This is a genomic window from Candidatus Pantoea communis, from assembly GCF_011752685.1.
GTDB classification, from domain to species: Bacteria; Pseudomonadota; Gammaproteobacteria; order Enterobacterales; family Enterobacteriaceae; genus Pantoea; species Pantoea communis.
Genome location: NZ_VWXC01000001.1, coordinates 740,556 through 756,481 on the forward strand (window position 1 = coordinate 740,556; position 15,926 = coordinate 756,481).

Annotated in this window: 20 protein-coding genes and 2 tRNA genes; 15 read left to right on the top strand and 7 right to left on the bottom strand. The window is 54.6% G+C overall.

The window, feature by feature from the left end:
• The first annotated feature begins 50 nt into the window (after positions 1-50).
• The 6 genes from rutA to rutG are packed head-to-tail and all read left to right on the top strand — an operon-like array spanning position 51 to position 5,004.
• Positions 51-1,142 (top strand): pyrimidine utilization protein A, encoded by a 1,092-nt coding sequence (gene rutA / locus F3J37_RS03835; protein WP_058959634.1) that lies wholly within the window; start codon positions 51-53, stop codon positions 1,140-1,142.
• Positions 1,142-1,852 carry a pyrimidine utilization protein B gene (rutB, locus tag F3J37_RS03840; protein ID WP_160868258.1) on the top strand — a complete coding sequence of 237 codons (711 nt, stop codon included), beginning with the start codon at positions 1,142-1,144 and terminating at the stop codon, positions 1,850-1,852. Before rutA ends, rutB begins: the two co-directional genes overlap by 1 nt.
• 44 nt (positions 1,853-1,896) lie before the next feature.
• The gene (rutC, locus tag F3J37_RS03845; protein WP_058959636.1) at positions 1,897-2,292 is read left to right on the top strand and encodes a pyrimidine utilization protein C; all 396 of its coding nucleotides are present in this window, start codon (positions 1,897-1,899) and stop codon (positions 2,290-2,292) included.
• Positions 2,292-3,095, top strand: coding sequence for a pyrimidine utilization protein D (gene rutD, locus F3J37_RS03850; RefSeq protein ID WP_166931936.1), 804 nt, complete (start codon positions 2,292-2,294; stop codon positions 3,093-3,095). The genes rutC and rutD overlap by 1 nt, the downstream gene beginning before the upstream one ends.
• A gap of 16 nt (positions 3,096-3,111) precedes the next feature.
• A complete protein-coding gene (gene rutF / locus F3J37_RS03855; RefSeq protein ID WP_166931939.1) occupies positions 3,112-3,633 on the top strand; it encodes an NADH-dependent FMN reductase RutF in 522 nt (173 codons plus the stop codon).
• A gap of 45 nt (positions 3,634-3,678) precedes the next feature.
• Positions 3,679-5,004, top strand: coding sequence for a pyrimidine utilization transport protein G (rutG, locus tag F3J37_RS03860; RefSeq protein ID WP_166931941.1), 1,326 nt, complete (start codon positions 3,679-3,681; stop codon positions 5,002-5,004).
• Here the strand turns inward: rutG and F3J37_RS03865 are convergent.
• Both F3J37_RS03865 and F3J37_RS03870 read right to left on the bottom strand, forming a co-directional pair.
• Positions 5,001-5,915 (bottom strand): DMT family transporter, encoded by a 915-nt coding sequence (locus F3J37_RS03865; RefSeq protein WP_166931943.1) that lies wholly within the window; start codon positions 5,913-5,915, stop codon positions 5,001-5,003. The two genes, rutG and F3J37_RS03865, sit on opposite strands and share 4 nt — an antisense overlap.
• A 111-nt stretch (positions 5,916-6,026) precedes the next feature.
• A complete protein-coding gene (locus tag F3J37_RS03870; protein ID WP_071845623.1) occupies positions 6,027-6,191 on the bottom strand; it encodes a con-10 family general stress protein in 165 nt (54 codons plus the stop codon).
• Between the two features lie 311 nt (positions 6,192-6,502).
• Between F3J37_RS03870 and wrbA the strand changes: the two genes are divergently transcribed.
• The 3 genes from wrbA to F3J37_RS03885 are packed head-to-tail and all read left to right on the top strand — an operon-like array spanning position 6,503 to position 8,780.
• Positions 6,503-7,102, top strand: coding sequence for an NAD(P)H:quinone oxidoreductase (gene wrbA, locus F3J37_RS03875; RefSeq protein WP_034820354.1), 600 nt, complete (start codon positions 6,503-6,505; stop codon positions 7,100-7,102).
• A gap of 20 nt (positions 7,103-7,122) precedes the next feature.
• Entirely contained in the window at positions 7,123-7,353 is a 231-nt protein-coding gene (locus tag F3J37_RS03880; RefSeq protein WP_038647733.1) for a YccJ family protein, read from the top strand.
• A gap of 53 nt (positions 7,354-7,406) precedes the next feature.
• Positions 7,407-8,780: an NAD-dependent succinate-semialdehyde dehydrogenase gene (locus F3J37_RS03885; RefSeq protein ID WP_166931945.1), complete on the top strand. Its 1,374-nt coding sequence runs from the start codon at positions 7,407-7,409 to the stop codon at positions 8,778-8,780.
• Positions 8,781-8,828: 48 nt separating this feature from the next.
• Here F3J37_RS03885 and agp read toward each other — a convergent pair whose 3' ends face one another.
• The 3 genes from agp to F3J37_RS03900 all read right to left on the bottom strand — a co-directional run bounded on the left by agp (position 8,829) and on the right by F3J37_RS03900 (position 10,903).
• Positions 8,829-10,436, bottom strand: a complete 1,608-nt coding sequence (gene agp, locus F3J37_RS03890; RefSeq protein ID WP_166931947.1) for a bifunctional glucose-1-phosphatase/inositol phosphatase — start codon at positions 10,434-10,436, stop codon at positions 8,829-8,831.
• 256 nt (positions 10,437-10,692) lie between these two features.
• A tRNA-Ser gene (locus F3J37_RS03895) sits at positions 10,693-10,780 on the bottom strand.
• A 35-nt stretch (positions 10,781-10,815) separates the two neighbouring features.
• Positions 10,816-10,903, bottom strand: a tRNA-Ser gene (locus tag F3J37_RS03900).
• Between the two features lie 224 nt (positions 10,904-11,127).
• Here F3J37_RS03900 and yccA point away from each other — a divergent pair.
• Entirely contained in the window at positions 11,128-11,784 is a 657-nt protein-coding gene (gene yccA, locus F3J37_RS03905; RefSeq protein ID WP_166931949.1) for an FtsH protease modulator YccA, read from the top strand.
• Between the two features lie 100 nt (positions 11,785-11,884).
• On the top strand, positions 11,885-12,211 hold the full coding sequence (gene tusE, locus F3J37_RS03910; protein ID WP_038647738.1) for a sulfurtransferase TusE: 327 nt from the start codon (positions 11,885-11,887) through the stop codon (positions 12,209-12,211).
• Here the strand turns inward: tusE and yccX are convergent, their stop codons facing one another.
• A complete protein-coding gene (yccX, locus tag F3J37_RS03915) occupies positions 12,212-12,490 on the bottom strand; it encodes an acylphosphatase (protein ID WP_166931950.1) in 279 nt (92 codons plus the stop codon).
• Positions 12,491-12,572: 82 nt separating this feature from the next.
• Between yccX and rlmI the strand changes: the two genes are divergently transcribed.
• Together rlmI and hspQ are read left to right on the top strand one after the other, a co-directional pair.
• Positions 12,573-13,763, top strand: coding sequence for a 23S rRNA (cytosine(1962)-C(5))-methyltransferase RlmI (gene rlmI / locus F3J37_RS03920; protein ID WP_166931952.1), 1,191 nt, complete (start codon positions 12,573-12,575; stop codon positions 13,761-13,763).
• A gap of 58 nt (positions 13,764-13,821) precedes the next feature.
• Positions 13,822-14,139: a heat shock protein HspQ gene (hspQ, locus tag F3J37_RS03925; protein WP_034820407.1), complete on the top strand. Its 318-nt coding sequence runs from the start codon at positions 13,822-13,824 to the stop codon at positions 14,137-14,139.
• 32 nt (positions 14,140-14,171) lie between these two features.
• On the opposite strand, the gene F3J37_RS03930 is transcribed toward hspQ, so the two are convergent.
• Positions 14,172-14,594: a CoA-binding protein gene (locus F3J37_RS03930; protein WP_034820410.1), complete on the bottom strand. Its 423-nt coding sequence runs from the start codon at positions 14,592-14,594 to the stop codon at positions 14,172-14,174.
• Between the two features lie 175 nt (positions 14,595-14,769).
• Here F3J37_RS03930 and F3J37_RS03935 point away from each other — a divergent pair, with 175 nt between their 5' ends.
• A complete protein-coding gene (locus F3J37_RS03935) occupies positions 14,770-15,396 on the top strand; it encodes a YccT family protein (RefSeq protein ID WP_166931954.1) in 627 nt (208 codons plus the stop codon).
• Positions 15,397-15,463: 67 nt separating this feature from the next.
• Complete coding sequence (locus tag F3J37_RS03940) at positions 15,464-15,925, top strand: methylglyoxal synthase (RefSeq protein ID WP_166931956.1); 462 nt, start codon at positions 15,464-15,466, stop codon at positions 15,923-15,925.
• The last annotated feature ends 1 nt before the right edge of the window (position 15,926 follow it).

The following is a 15,926-nucleotide window of genomic DNA, read 5'->3' on the forward strand; positions in this document are numbered from 1 at the left end:
AAGCAGTGCAGCGCGTAAAGCAATGCCCGTTCAATGCAGAGAGGTTTCACATGAAAATTGGCGTATTTATCCCGATTGGCAACAATGGCTGGCTCATCTCCACCCATGCGCCGCAGTACAAACCGACTTTTGAACTGAATAAAGAGATTGTGCTGAAGGCCGAGCATTATCACTTCGACTTTGCACTCTCGATGATCAAACTGCGCGGCTTCGGGGGTAAAACCGAATTCTGGGATCACAATCTCGAATCCTTCACATTGATGGCGGGGCTCGCGGCGGTGACCTCAAGGATTGAGATTTATGCCACGGCAGCCACTCTGACGCTGCCTCCAGCAATTGTGGCGCGCATGGCCGCCACCATTGATTCGATTTCCAATGGCCGTTTCGGCGTCAATCTGGTCACCGGTTGGCAGAAACCGGAATACGAACAGATGGGATTGTGGCCGGGTGATGAATACTTCTCCAGCCGTTACCAATACCTCACCGAGTACGTCACCGTGCTGCGCGATTTATGGGGCACCGGTCAGAGTGACTTCAAGGGTGAATTTTTCACCATGAACGACTGCCGCGTGAGCCCGCAACCGCAGAAACCGATGAAGGTGATCTGCGCCGGTCAGAGCGATGCCGGCATGGCATTCTCCGCGCAGCATGCCGATTACAACTTCTGTTTCGGTAAAGGGGTCAACACGCCTACCGCCTTCGCCCCGACCGCCAGCCGCATGAAAGTCGCCGCAGATAAAGCCGGACGGGATGTCGGTTCCTATGTGCTGTTTATGATCATTGCTGCCGAAAGCGACGAAGCCGCACGCGCCAAATGGGAGCATTACAAAGCGGGTGCTGATGAAGAAGCGCTTGCCTGGCTCACCACACAAAGTCAGCAGGATACCAAGTCCGGCAGCGACACCAACGTGCGTCAGATGGCCGATCCCACCTCAGCCGTGAACATCAATATGGGCACCTTAGTGGGTTCATACGCCAATGTGGCACGAATGTTGGATGAAGTCGCTGAGGTTGACGGCACACAGGGCGTACTTTTGACCTTCGATGACTTCCTGCAAGGCATTGAAGATTTCGGTGAGCGTATCCAGCCATTAATGCAGTGTCGTCAAAACGTTATCACTTCGCAGAAGGAGGTTGCCTGATGAGTACCGTGACTTGCGCCCATACGTCGAGTTTGCCCAATATCACCCTGCCCGCCCGACCAGAATCGATTGCACTGCCGCCGACGCAAAGCGCCTTGATCGTCGTCGATATGCAGAATGCCTATGCCACCGAAGGGGGTTATCTGGATCTTGCTGGCTTTGATGTCTCCGCCACCAAACCAGTGATCGCCAAAATTCATCAGGCGGTAACCGCGGCGCGCGCCGCTGGCATGCAGATTATCTGGTTCCAGAACGGCTGGGATGACCAGTACGTTGAAGCGGGTGATGCCGGCTCGCCTAACTTCCATAAATCGAATGCACTGAAAACCATGCGTAAGCGCCCGGAGTTACAGGGCACGCTGCTGTCGAAAGGCGGCTGGGATTATGCGCTGGTGGATGAACTGGTGCCGCAGGCAGGAGACATCGTGCTGCCCAAACCGCGCTACAGTGGCTTCTTCAATACGCCACTCGATAGCATGCTGCGCAGCCGCGGTATCCGCCACCTGGTGTTCACCGGCATTGCCACCAACGTGTGCGTTGAGTCGACACTGCGCGATGGCTTCTTCCTCGAATATTTTGGCGTGGTGCTGGAAGACGCCACTTATCAGGCCGGACCGGCATTTGCCCAACAAGCGGCGATTTTCAACATCGAAACCTTCTTTGGCTGGGTTAGCGACACGGACACTTTTTGTGAAGCTCTGAAAGCTTAGGGTCCATCTCACCTGCAAAACCATAACGATAAGGAACTGCGACGATGCCTAAAAGTGTGATTATTCCTGCCGGCAGCGGCACCCCGATTGCGCCCTTTGTGCCAGGAACCCTGGCCGATGGCGTGGTGTACGTGTCAGGCACGCTACCGTTCGATGCCAGTAACAATGTGGTCCACGTCGGCGATGCCGCGGCACAAACCCGACACGTACTGGAAACCATCAAAAAGGTGATCGAGACCGCCGGTGGCAGCATGAGTGACGTCACTTTCAACTCTATTTTCCTCACCGACTGGAGCCATTACGCCGCGATTAACCAGGTCTACGCCGAGTATTTCCCCGGCGACAAACCCGCGCGCTTTTGCATTCAGTGTGGATTGGTTAAACCAGATGCGCTGATTGAAATTGCCAGCGTCGCGCACATCGGGCCGCAGGAGGCGTAATGCACCTTGAGATTCATGGTTTAACCGCTGCCGACGCGCCAACACTGGTGCTGTCGTCCGGCCTGGGTGGCGTGGCGGGCTTTTGGCAACCCCAGCTGGCGGCGCTCGCTCCCCATTATCGCGTGGTGACTTACGATCAGCGCGGTACCGGTCGCAGTGCCGATACGCTGCCTGAAGGCTACAGCATGGCGATGATGGCCGCCGAACTGGCTGAATTACTGGCGCAACATGACATTCACCATTACGACATTATTGGCCACGCGCTGGGTGGCCTGATTGGCCTGCAGCTGGCGCTGGATTATCCCGACCGTGTCGGCCGCATCGTGCTGATTAATGGCTGGCTGTCGTTGGATCCTCACACGCAACGCTGCTTCCAGGTGCGGCAGGATCTCCTGCTCAACGTGGGCGTTGAAGCCTTCGTGCGAGCGCAGCCACTGTTCCTCTATCCGGCTGAATGGCTGGCTCGACATCAGGCGCGCATCACCGCTGAAGATGCCCATCACGTGACCCATTTTCAGGGCATGGAAAATCTGCTGCGCCGCTTGCACGCATTAATGAACAGTGATTTCCGTCCGCATGCGGCGCGGATTCATCAGCCTGTGTTAGCCATTTGTAGCCAGGACGATCTGCTGGTGCCGTGGAGCTGCTCTCCACAACTGGCCCAGGCGCTGCCGAATGGCAGTCTGATTGAGATGCCGTGGGGCGGGCATGCGATGAGCGTGACCGATGCCGATAAGTTTAACGCTCTGCTGCTGGGGTGGCTGGCCGAAACGGCTGCACCTGCACAGCGCGCCGCCAGTTGAACAGAGGAGTGAAACCATGAGTGTGCATGAACTGCCGCTGGTACCGAATGTAGATCGCGATGCTTTCCGCCATGCCATGGCACGATTGGGTGCTGCGGTGAATATCATCACCACCGACGGTCCGGCTGGTCGCGCCGGATTCACCGCATCTGCTGTCTGCAGCGTGACGGATACGCCGCCCACTTTGCTGGTGTGTCTTAATCGTTCGGCCTCAGTCTGGCCGACCTTTCGGGACAATGGCTATCTGTGCGTCAACCCCCTGGCGGCCGGTCATGAAGATCTTTCGACACTGTTTGGCGGGAAGACGCCGATGGAACAGCGCTTTGCTGCGGCTAACTGGCACACGCTGGCCAGCGGTTCACCGCTGCTGGAGGGTGCCACCGTGTCGTTCGATTGCAAAATCACCCAGGTGGTCAGTGTTGGCACACACGACGTTTTGATGTGTGAAGTACTTGCGCTGGTACGTAACGATGATTCCCATGGCCTGGCGTGGTTTGACCGTGGATATCATCACCTTTTACGGCAGGACGCCCGCTAACGCCGCTCTGCGCGGTCCGGTTCCACCGATATCCTGGAGAAAACGATGGCGAATTCCTGGTTCCCCCGCTGGCAGAAAAAGTCAGCCATGACCGAAGATGGGCTGATTGCACCGGATGAAACCCTGCCGTTCGGGCAGACGTTTGTCATGGGCCTGCAGCATGCTGTAGCAATGTTTGGCGCGACGGTGCTAATGCCGTTGTTGATGGGACTCGACCCCAACCTGGCGATTCTGGTTTCCGGTATCGGCACGCTGCTGTTCTTTGTGGTCACTGGCGGACGCGTGCCGAGTTATCTTGGATCCAGCGCCGCCTTTGTCGGGGTGATTATCGCGGTGACCGGATTCAACGGCCAGGGATTGAACCCTAATCTGGCGCTGGCACTAGGCGGCGTCATTGCCTGCGGCGCGCTTTATACCTTCATTGGCCTGATCGTTATGAAGGTGGGCACGGGTTGGATTGAGCGGCTCATGCCCCCTGTCGTCACGGGTGCAGTGGTGATGGCAATTGGCCTGAACCTGGCGCCAATTGCTGTTCATGGCGTATCAGCATCAATGTTCGATAGCTGGATGGCCGTCATGACCGTGCTGTGCATTGGCGTGGTCGCGGTCTTCACGCGCGGTCTGGTTCAGCGCTTGCTGATTCTGGTTGGCCTGATTGTCGCCTGGGCGATCTACGCCTTGCTCACCAATGTGTTTGGCCTCGGTAAGCCAGTCGATTTTAGCGGTGTCGCCAGTGCGCCCTGGTTTGGTTTACCACACACCACCGCGCCGGTATTTGATATGCAGGCGATAGTGATGATTGCCCCTGTGGCCATCATTCTGGTGGCTGAAAATCTTGGGCATATTAAAGCCGTCGCCGGTATGACGGGACGCAATCTGGATCCCTGGATGGGACGTGCGTTTGTCGGGGATGGCCTCGCCACCATGCTGTCAGGTTCGATGGGAGGCAGCGGCGTGACAACTTACGCAGAGAATATCGGCGTAATGGCGGTGACCAAAGTCTATTCGACACTGGCGTTTGTCGCGGCAGCAGTGATTGCGCTGATACTCGGCTTTTCACCGAAGTTTGGTGCCTTGATTCATACTATTCCCGGCCCGGTGATTGGCGGCGCGTCAATTGTGGTATTCGGTTTAATTGCCGTGGCAGGTGCGCGGATCTGGGTGCAAAACAACGTTGATTTCAGTCAGAACGGCAATTTGATCATGGTGGCCACCACGTTAGTGCTGGGCGCGGGCGATTTTGCTTTAAAGATCGGCAGTTTCACCATTGGCGGGATTGGCACCGCGACCTTCGGTGCCATTATTCTTAATGCCATTCTTAAACGTCGGGGCGCCGCGCTGGCTAACCAGGCGGCTCGCCAGCATCCCTAAGGTTCCTGCGGTGCCTGCTCAGGCACCGCTTTCTTGCGGCGAAGTCGTAACTCGCTGACGATCACTCCACAAACGATCAGCACACCGCCCATCAAGGCAGCGGCGGGTAAACGTTCACCCGCAATCCGTCCAACCACCCCTGCCCAAACTGGTTCACCGGCGTAAATCACCGTAGCCCGCGTCGGTGACACGCTGCGCTGCGCCCAGTTCATTGTCACCTGAATCAGTGCACTGGCCGCACCCAGACCCAGCGCACTCAACAGCAATGGCGTTGAGATCGTTGGGATCGATTCGCCATTAGGGATCATAAAGACAAAAGCGCAAGCCGATGCGACCATCAGTTGGATCAGCGTCACGCGACGCACATCAACCTGGCCTGCAAAGCGACTGATCAGAATAATTTCAGCCGCGATCGCCAGTGTACTGAGTAACGTCACTATCTCGCCCGCGTTCAACGTCAGGCTACCGTCTTGTGGCCCGGCCACCAGCACTAAACCGGTAAACGCCAGCATAATGCCAATCCATGCCATTAACCCTGGCGGACGGCGCAGAAATACCCATTGCAGTAACGGTACCACCGGCACATACAGCGCGGTCAGAAACGCCGACTGGCTGCTGGAGATGGTTTGCATCCCCCAGGTTTGTAAGCCGTAGCCACCCGCAATCGACACGCCAATCAGCGCACCGGCTTTCACTTCGAGCCATGTCATGTGTTTCAGGTAGCGACGAAAAAAGAAGGCCAGCAATAGCGATGCCGTGGCAAAGCGCAGCCCCACAAAGAAAAAGGGACCGGAGTGTGCCATCGCACGGTGCACCACCAAAAAGGTGCCACCCCAAACCATGGTAATGAAGATGAGAACGAGTTCCTGACGCGTAATACGCAGGCTGAGACGGGAGTTTGAAGCAGACATAACGCACCAAAATAATCGATTGGCGATCATTTTTGCCTGGTCAGGAGGGGAAAAGCAATCTTTGTTACCGCCGGGCGAACCCGGCGGAGGGGAGAATCAAACACAATCACATTACTTCTTGCTGCGACTGCGTCCCCCTTTTTCACCTGCTTCGGAAGCGCGTTGCGGGTCATTCCTGAAATTACCGCCGCTATTTTTTCCGCCTTTACGACCGGCTTCCGCGGCTCTCTCGCGGTCTTCCGCGAAATTGCCTGATCCTCCACGATGTTGTGCCATCATTTCCTCCAGGGATTGAGCATCTGTGGTTAGGCCTTTTCATCCAATGTGGTGAAAAGCAAGGCGGCGGAGTATTCGCGCCACCTCATAAAAGAATAGCCAGGCCAGTCTGATATTCGGCTAATATTCATACTTTGAAACATATAATTCACTTATTTTTCCATCATAAACCAGATTAACATCCAGCTTACAAGCGGTTAGCCCGGCAAAAAGCGCAGCGCTAGACGTACCCATCTATCCTCCCTTCCGGCACCTTACGCAGTCTCTTCTATACTTCTGAATACTCATCACCCTCAGCAGGATAGAAAACCATGGCAAAAGTTTTGGTGCTTTATTACTCAATGTATGGACATATCGAAACCATGGCGCAAGCCGTGGCTGAAGGCGCAAAGAGCGTGAGCGGTGCGGAAGTCACCATTCTTCGTGTACCGGAAAGCATGGATGCGGAGAGATTTGCGCAGGTGGGCGGCAAGGTGAATCAGGCGGCGGCTGAAGCAAAACCTGAAGATTTAACCCAGTACGACGCCATCATCGTGGGTACGCCAACCCGCTTTGGCAATATGGCCGGTCAGATGCGTAATTTCTGGGATCGCACCGGCGGATTATGGGCCTCAGGCGCGCTGTACGGCAAACTCGCCAGTGTATTCGCCTCTACCGGCACCGGTGGCGGTCAGGAACAAACCATCACCTCCGTTTGGACCACCCTCGCCCATCACGGCATGGTTATCGTGCCTATCGGTTATGGCACCAAAGAACTTTTCGATATATCCCAAGTACGCGGCGGCACGCCTTATGGCGCCACCACCATTGCGGGCGGTGACGGCTCACGCCAACCGTCAGCAGAAGAACTGGGAATTGCCCGTTATCAGGGCCAATACGTCGCCGGACTGGCGGTAAAACTGCAAGGATAAATTCACAACAGGAGACCTTTATGGCCACAGAACAGTCGAAAGCTCACCACGTGGGCGAATGGGCCACGCTGCGCCACACCTCACCTGAAATTGCTGAAGCCATATTTGAGGTGGCAAATTACGATGAACGACTCGCGGAAGAAATCTGGCGTCAGCAAGGTAGCGACGATGTGCTGCTCCGCGCCTTTGATAAGACCGACCAGGACGTTCTGACGTGGGACGATAAGACGGTCGAGCGTAAAAACGTTTAACACGCAGGCGGGCATGTCCCGCCTTTGTCATTTTTACTGCCAAGGAGCCCTTTATGTCAGCCTATCAAAGCATCAACCCGGCCAATAATCAGTTGCTGAAATCCTGGCCTAATCACGATGACACCTTCATGCAGCAGGCACTCAGCGCGGCTGACGAACTCTACCACTCTACGTGGTGTAAAGGCGATATGCAGCCACGCCTGCAGGTGCTGCACCGACTGGCCGATTTGATTGATCAGCGCGTTGACGAATTAGCTGAGATTGCCAGTCGTGAGATGGGCAAGTTAATCGGGCAGAGCCGGGGGGAAGTAAAAATCTGCGCACAGATCGCTCGGTACTATGCCGAACATGCGGCTCACTTATTGCAGGCACAACCTTATCCCAGCACGGTGGGCGATGCCTGGCTTGAGTATCACCCGATTGGCGTAGTGGTCGCCGTCGAGCCCTGGAACTTCCCATATTACCAGCTGATGCGCGTGCTGGCGCCGAATCTGGCACTGGGAAATCCGGTGCTGGCGAAACATGCCAACATTGTGCCGCACTGTGCGGATGTCTTCGAAAAACTGGTTGAAGAAGCGGGTGCGCCAAAGGGTGCGTGGACCAATCTGTTTGTCTCGAATCAACAGGTCGCCGATCTGATTGCCGATCCGCGCGTGCAAGGTGTCGCGCTGACGGGCTCTGAACGTGCCGGTAGCGCCGTGGCGGAACAAGCAGGTAAACATCTGAAAAAATCCACGCTGGAGCTAGGCGGCAATGATGTATTCGTGGTGCTGGACGATGCCGATATCGACGAAGCTGTGCGCCAGGGTGCGCAGGCACGATTGAGCAACTGTGGTCAGGTATGTACAGCAGCAAAACGCTTTATCCTGCACGAAAAAATCGCCACTGAGTTTATGGCAAAGTTTAACGCGGCCCTGCAATCGGCCAAACCGGGGGATCCACTGGATGAAAGCACCACGCTGGGTCCGCTTTCATCGAAAGAGGCTCGCGACCGTTTAGTGAAACAGGTTGAGGATGCGGTTAAGCAGGGTGCGCATGTTGAACTGGGCGGAAAAGTGATTGAAGGCGTGGGTTGTTATTATCAGCCGACGATACTGACTGGCCTCACACCGCAAAATCCCGCCTATTACCAGGAGTTCTTTGGACCGGTGGCACAGGTTTATGTGGTGGCTGACGATCGCACCGCCATTGCACTGGCCAATGATTCGCACTACGGTCTGGGCGGTTCAGTGTGGACGCGCGATATTTTGCGTGGGCGCAACATGGCATCGCAGATCGAGACCGGTATGGTGTTTATCAACTCCCAGAGCGATACCGCCGCGGAGTTGCCGTTTGGTGGCGTGAAACGCTCAGGCTATGGACGCGAGTTGTCCGATCTTGGCCTGAAGGAGTTTGCGAATCAAAAACTGGTGGTCGTCGCCGGTTAACAGAAATAAAAAACCCCGTCGCGACGGGGTTTTTTCATTACAGCGACGTTAATTGCTGGCTGGAGCGGCTTTTGCCGCCTCACCTTCCGGCTTGGCTGGCGTCGCATCTGACTGCGCTTTCTGCGCTGCGGCGGCATCGGCTTTCGCTTTGTCCTCCGCCGCTTTCTGTGCAGTGGTTTTCTCAGCTTTCGCTTTATCCTCTGCTGCTTTTTGGGCAGCCGCTTTGTCTGCCTTCACTTTCTCTTCAGCGGCTTTAGCATCAGCCGCTTTCTGCGCAGCTGCTTTGTCCGCTGCGGCTTTATCTGCAGCCGCTTGATCCGCTTTCGCTTTAGCGTCGTCATTGGCGGCAGCAGGCGCAGGTTGTGCCGCTGGCTCTGCTGCTGGAGCCGGAGCAGCCGGCTGCAGCGGGGTACCCTGCAGTGCAGTATTCAACGCGGTAGCAAACTGATCCCAGCTGCAGTAGCCGTTGGCATCGGCATCACAGCCTGCCAGTTGCAGCGTGACACGCTTCGGCGGGTTTTTCAGGCTCAGCACATCAGCATTGCGCAGCTGTTCCGCTGTCTGATAAACGTATTCCACTTTCAGCAGATCTTTGTTGTTTTTAGCATCGTGCCAGCGCTCAAACACCACCTGGCCACCGATGGGCGTTTTCTCATCGTTACCCGGCAGCTCGTATGGCTTAACCTGCAATGCGCTCAGCAGTGAGGCAATATTCGAATCATGCCCCACCATCACCGTGACTTTCGGTGCGTTCGCTTTGTCCTGGTCCACTAGCTGGCTGCGGATGTAATCCACCAGCGGTGCGGCCACTTCACGCGCGACATCAGGAGAAGTGAACAGCGCATCCTGATAACCATTTTTGATTGCCGCGAGGGATTTCCACTGCTCAGGGGTTTTAATCTGGCCCCAGGCCACCTGATCGGCCGGGAAACCTTCGTAATATTGCAGCGTGAAGGCATCGACCAGCGAATTGCCGATTTTCAACGGCCCATTCACGTTAGGCTCTTTGCCATTTTCTGCGCTGAAGGTGTTGTCACCGCCGCTCAGATCACACTGTTTTTTGCCGTTACAGGCCGGTGCAGTTTTATAATCAACAATCTTTTCTAACTGCTGGAAAGCCGGTTTCAGCGCCAGCTTCTCATTCGCAGCCGTCATCGCCGCCAGCGCTTTCTTATTGAATTCGTCGCTGCCGTCCGTGATCACCGGATTAAAGATAGGATCCATGGTGCCCATCGCATCCTGATGGGTCACAGAAATATCACAGCCAGGGAAAGCGCCAGTAATGAAGTATTGCGCGGTGGCGACCGTACGTTGCAGGCTGTTGGCATAGACAAAGATGTTGCTGCTGTCCGGGCAGGTGCCGCTTTCCACCAGACCCTGTTGTGCCAGCCACTGACGGGTATAGTTACCCATGTAGACTTCCAGCACGCCGCCTTTAGTGGTTAACTCGCCGCCGGGCACATCCCACTGCGGCCAATTCTTCTTGGTGGATTGTTCCAGCACGCTGCCGTTGTTGGCTAACGGTGCACGCAGATTGTGACGGCTCAGCATCAGCACTTGCTGTAACTGCATATCTCCATCTGCCGCGTAAGCAGACATACCGATCGGGAGCGCAGCGATAACTGACAACGCGCAAAGACTCAGTTTCTTGATCATTGTGCCTATTCCATAATTCATCAGTGAAACACTCTGGCATTCAAACGATTAGCTCGCCATTGAGCGAATTACCGCACAGTGTAACCCAGCTTGCCTCGGAAAATCGCCAGATGTTTACAAAAACCGTGAATGGAATATAGCAGTAAACGCGCGTGCCGTCGGGTTACGGCAGAAGATTGAAAAGCAACGGGATGTTTTTCGGATTTCCGGAACGCAGAAAAGCAAAAAGCCCGCATTTCTGCGGGCTTCTTTAATATGGCGGAGGAACAGAGATTCGAACTCTGGGATGGTTTCCCATCGACGGTTTTCAAGACCGTTGCCTTAAGCCACTCGGCCATCCCTCCGGAAATCTTTTTGTCACTTCACTCTGCAAGAGTGATGGCGGAGGAGGAGAGATTCGAACTCTCGGATGGTTTCCCATCGACGGTTTTCAAGACCGTTGCCTTAAGCCACTCGGCCACCCCTCCGCAATGAGGCGCACTATAAACATCCCCCCGAACGATGTAAAGCGCGGATTGAATCGTTCGCCTGAAAAACAGCCAAAATCCATTTTTTCGCTGTCAAAATCACCATTCTGCTCAGTGAAACAGCAATTTATCGCGTAAAGATGGGTAAAACGACTTTGCTGTCTGGTAGCCGTTGCGTATCCTCAGGCCATATTTGGTGTTCTCTCTCTATAATGGAGCGCATGATGGATAGAATAATTAGCTCGTCACAGCAGCAATCGCTGATCAGCACCCACAAAGTGCTGCGCAATACCTACTTCTTACTTGGCCTGACGCTGGCGTTCTCCGCGGTCACTGCCACGCTCAGCACCGTTTTTTCTCTGCCCTCTCCCGGATTAATTTTGATGCTGGTCGGTTTTTACGGTCTGATGTTCCTGACCTACCGTCTGGCAAATAGTCCGGCAGGTATTCTGGCAGCCTTCGCCTTTACCGGTTTTCTCGGTTATTGCCTCGGTCCGATTCTCAGCTCTTTCCTCGCTGCGGGCATGGGCGATGTGATTGCCATGGCGCTGGGCGGTACGGCGCTGGTGTTCTTCTGCTGTTCGGCATACGTCCTGACCACGCGTCGTGACATGTCGTTCCTCGGCGGCATGATGATGGCTGGCTTCGTGGTGTTACTGGTTGCAGTGGTAGCGAATATCTTCCTGCAACTGCCAGCGCTGCATCTGGCGATCAGTGCGCTGTTTATCCTGTTCTCTGCGGGTGCGATTCTGTGGGAAACCAGCAACATCATTCATGGCGGCGAAACCAACTACATCCGCGCCACCGTGAGCCTGTATGTGTCGCTGTATAACATCTTTGTCAGCCTGCTGAGCCTGTTAGGTTTCGCCAGCAAAGATTAAGCTGCAGACGTAAACGTCTAAAACCCCGCTTCGGCGGGGTTTTTGCTTTTTAATAGTCGGCCAACTTACAATATGCCGATTGATGCTGTGAGGAATGACTGTGATTTTTGCCGGTAAAGAGATTGCCACCGATGCGGAAGGCTACTTAAAAAATAGTGCGGACTGGAGCGAAGCACTCGCTGCGGTGATTGCCGAGAATGAAGCCATTGTGATGAGTGAGGCTCACTGGGAAGTGGTGCACTTTGTGCGCGCCTTCTATCAGGAGTTCAATACTTCCCCTGCGGTACGCATGCTGGTGAAAGCCATGGCGCAGAAGTATGGCGAGGAAAAAGGCAATAGCCGTTACCTGTTCCGACTGTTCCCGGAAGGTCCGGCGAAACAAGCCACTAAAATTGCCGGTCTGCCAAAACCTGCCAAGTGTCTTTAATCAGCCAGTGGTAAATCGCGTAGGTATCGGCGTGGGTTGATGAGGTTCCACCAGCACCTTATCGACCCGTGCACTGGTTGGCCCGCCTGCTTTTAGCCAGGCGATTAACGCCTCCACTTTTTGTTCATCGCCAGCGGCCAGCACTTCAACACTGCCATCGCGCAGGTTTTGCGCATAACCTGTAACGCCCAGTTTATTGGCCTGTGACTGGGTGTAATAACGAAAGCCTACCCCTTGCACTATACCGTGCACCCAGATTTTGTAGCACGTGTTCGCCATGGCTATCTCCCCATTGTGCGTTGCAATTTGCCGCCATCCACCGGAAAATGGCGCCTCATTTTTTCAGGTAAGCATAGCAAACATGACCGTTCGATTGATTCTCGCTAAGGGACGTGAAAAATCCCTGCTCCGCCGCCATCCGTGGGTGTTCTCAGGTGCCGTTGCCCGTATGGAAGGTAAAGCCCAGTCTGGTGAAACTATTGATGTCTGCGACAGCAATGGTAAATGGCTGGCCCGTGCCGCTTATTCTCCGCAGTCACAAATTCGCGCGCGCGTTTGGAGCTGGCAGCAGGATGAGTCAATCGACATCGCCTTCTTTGTCCGCGCTTTTGAAAAAGCACAGCAGTGGCGTGAATGGCTTGCGCAGCGCGATGGCCTTGATAGCTATCGTCTGATTGCCGGTGAGTCGGATGGTATGCCTGGTGTGACCATCGACCGTTTCGGCAACTTTATGGTGCTGCAGCTCCTGTCAGCCGGTGCTGAATATCAACGCCCGGCGATTCTCTCTGCCTTACAGCAGTGCTTCCCAACTTGCGCGATTTACGATCGTTCTGATGTTGCCATCCGCAAAAAAGAAGGACTGGAACTGACACAAGGCCCAGTCACTGGTGAACTGCCGCCGCCGTTACTACCGATTACCGAACACGGTATGAAATTGCTGGTCGATATTCAGGGCGGCCATAAAACCGGTTACTACCTTGATCAGCGTGACAGCCGTTTTGCCACGCGCCGCTATGCTGAAAACGCTCGCGTGCTGAACTGCTTCTCTTACACCGGCGGATTTGCCGTGTCGGCCCTGATGGGTGGCTGCCGCGAAGTGATCAGCGTGGATACGTCACAGGATGCGCTGGATGTGGCGAAACAGAACGTTGAGCTCAATGGCCTTGATCTGTCTCGTGCACAGTTCGTGCGTGATGATGTGTTCAAACTGCTACGTCGTTATCGTGACAGCGGCGAAAAGTTTGACGTGATCGTGATGGATCCGCCGAAATTTGTTGAGAACAAGAATCAGCTGATGGGCGCCTGCCGCGGATATAAAGATATTAATATGCTGGCGATGCAGTTGCTCAACCCTAACGGTATTCTGCTGACGTTCTCTTGCTCAGGACTGATGGCCACCGATCTTTTCCAGAAAATTATCGCCGATGCCGCAGTGGATGCGGGTCGTGATGTACAATTTGTAGAGCAGTTCCGTCAGGCAGCCGATCACCCCGTGATCGCCAGCTATCCTGAAGGTCTTTATCTGAAAGGTTTTGCCTGCCGCGTGCTGTGACTTGAAAATCTGTACCCTGCCTCCATATTAGAGACAGGGCACAGTTTTGGGAGGCACCATGATTACCAGTAAATTTGGCATTGGACAGCAGGTCCGTCACCGTCTCTCCGGGGTGCTCGGCGTTATTGTGGATGTCGATCCGGAGTTTTCTCTCGATGAACCCGAGCAGGATGATGTGGCGGCCAGTGAAACGCTGCGCGCCGCACCCTGGTATCACGTAGTGATGGAAGATGAAGAAGGCGAACAGGTTCACACCTATGTTGCTGAAATTCAGCTCGCCGGTGAAACGTCGTATGAGCATCCTGAGCAACCTTCGATGGATGAACTTGCTGCTTCCATCCGGCAGCAGTTGCAGGCACCTAGCCTGCGCCATTAATGACAACGGCGACCTCGGTCGCCGTTTCAGCTTTACGACGCGATGGGCGGAATACCCAGACGCGGAATTTCAATCTTAGGACAACGATCCATCACCACCGTCATGCCCGCATCGCGCGCTAGCACTGCCGCCTGCTCATTGATCACGCCCAATTGCAGCCACAGTGTATCGGCACCAATGGCAATCGCTTCCTGCGCCACACCCCACGCGGCCTCAGCATTGCGAAACACATCTACCATATCCACTTTACCCGGAATTTCTGCCAGCGTGGCGTAAGCGGTCTGCCCCAGCAACTGCTGCCCCGCCAGTTTTGGGCTCACCGGAATAACCTCATAACCCTGATCAAGCAAAAACTTCATCACACCATAGCTTGGGCGATCGGCGCGATCGCTCGCCCCTACCAATGCAATGCGTTTGGTGCGGCTCAATACATCACGAATCGTTTGATCATTCATTTTTTTCTCCTTGTTCGTTCGCCTGAGTGTAGTTGCCATTGCGTGACACAGTGCAAGCCCCTCAGATAAAAACTTTGCGCCTCAGCACGAATAAATATGTGAAAATGTAAATTTAATGCCATAATGTAATAATTTGCTACACATCACCCTTAATCCCCATCCTCCGGGAGTTGAAATGAAGCTGTCTTTGGCTGTTACGAGTTTACTCGTGTTACTCGTATCGGCATCCTGCCATGCCATCACCCTCAAACTCGATCCTGAAATCGACTTGCTGGTGCTCGATGGTCGCAAAATCTCAGGCTCGTTGCTGAAAGGCGCGGACAGCCTGGAGTTGGAGCGTGGGCAGCATCAATTCCTGTTTCGCGTTGAAAAACCTTGTGCGGATGCCACGCATTTTCAGTCGGTGCCAATGATCGTCACGTTCAATGCCAGCGCCACCTCAGTCGCGATTCGTTTACCCGTTCTGGCCAACCGCCGAGAACGCAGCACGTTCGATGAGGCGCTAAATTTCCAGCTCGTTGATGAACGAGGGAATGAAATCACCAGCGTGCGCGATCGCTTACCACAGGGTAGCGATAGCGATCTGGAAAAGGCCATGCTGAATTATAACCGTACTGCCCAGGCGGCATCGGTTCCTCGCTTTGCGCTGCAATCGGTGAGTGCGCCGGATGCCCAGATGAGTCTCGATTTTGCCTGGCAGGATGCGGGAGAGTTACCTTATCTGCAACAGTGGTTTCAGCGCTTTGATGCTGCTACACGCCTGAAATTTATCAGTTGGATGAAAACCTTACGCGCAAGTTGATAGTGTTGAAATGTCAGGGGTACACTCATGCCTTAAAATTAATGCATGAGAAGAAACAGGAAGCCCTATGGAGCAGACCGTTCGTACCCTTAACGTTCAGAAACACATAGCCCTCGTTGCCCACGATCACTGCAAAGCGACGCTACTGGGGTGGGTTAAAGCCAACCAGAGCGCGCTGCAACCGCATGTGCTCTATGCCACCGGCACCACTGGTAATCTGATTAATCGCCACACCGGTTTAGACGTCAACGCCATGCTAAGCGGCCCGATGGGCGGCGATCAGCAAGTGGGTGCTTTGATTTCCGAAGGGAAAATCGATGTGCTGTTCTTCTTTTGGGATCCGTTAAATGCGGTGCCGCACGATCCCGATGTCAAAGCCCTGTTACGTCTGGCCACCGTGTGGAATATCCCGGTGGCGACCAATCGCGCCACCGCAGATTTCATTATACAGGCACCGATGTTTGCCCAGCAGTTTGAGATTCAGATCCCCGATTATCAGCGCTATCTTGCCGATCGTTTGAAAGCGTAAT